We start from the raw sequence: 552 nt of genomic DNA, 5'->3' as shown, positions 1-552 counted from the left end.
AAAGATCCAAAGTAACCTCTTTGACCGTCTTGCGCCTGGAGAGATGAATCATTTCAAGCACCTTTATGACGTCTTCAGACTTCGTGCCACGTATCATGGCCACAAGTGTACCTCTGCCACCACGTCCAGCACGGTTAGTGACAACTGTGTATAATTCTCCACAGCTCAAAGAAGTTTCGTCAATACAAAGGCCGGGACCTATGTTTTGTTTGAACAGGACATATTCTGAGGCATGACCTAGCTGGTCCCACTGTCGGTATGCGCTGATAAACTCCTTGTATTGGGAAGTTAACTGTTTACCGTTTACCCCATAAGCATCTGCTATGGAGCTTATGCTGGCCGGGGTAGTTTCAATCTTCTTCTTTTAAAAAAGCAACGAACTCAGGAGTGAGTTTCGTTCCTTCGGCAGTTAGATCATCGTAGGTATAAGAAAACGTTTCCCCGGTAGCTTTGTCATACCAGCGACGACGTCTTACGTGGAGATAAACAGGTTTGCCACGAAGAGGAAAGTCCTGAATCACTTTCTCATCAGTAAAACCATGGGAAATCACG

1 protein-coding gene is annotated in these 552 nt (G+C 45.5%); it reads right to left on the bottom strand.

The window, feature by feature from the left end; translation table 11 throughout:
- Window positions 1–350: 350 nt before the first annotated feature.
- Window positions 351–552: transposase family protein (locus E5355_RS19195; RefSeq protein ID WP_136011569.1), on the bottom strand; the 202-nt coding region annotated here is incomplete at its 5' end.

The sequence above is a fragment of the Bacteroides muris (ex Afrizal et al. 2022) genome (assembly GCF_004793475.1).
GTDB classification, from domain to species: Bacteria; Bacteroidota; Bacteroidia; order Bacteroidales; family Bacteroidaceae; genus Bacteroides; species Bacteroides muris.
This window is presented reverse-complemented; position numbering and strand designations above follow the sequence as displayed.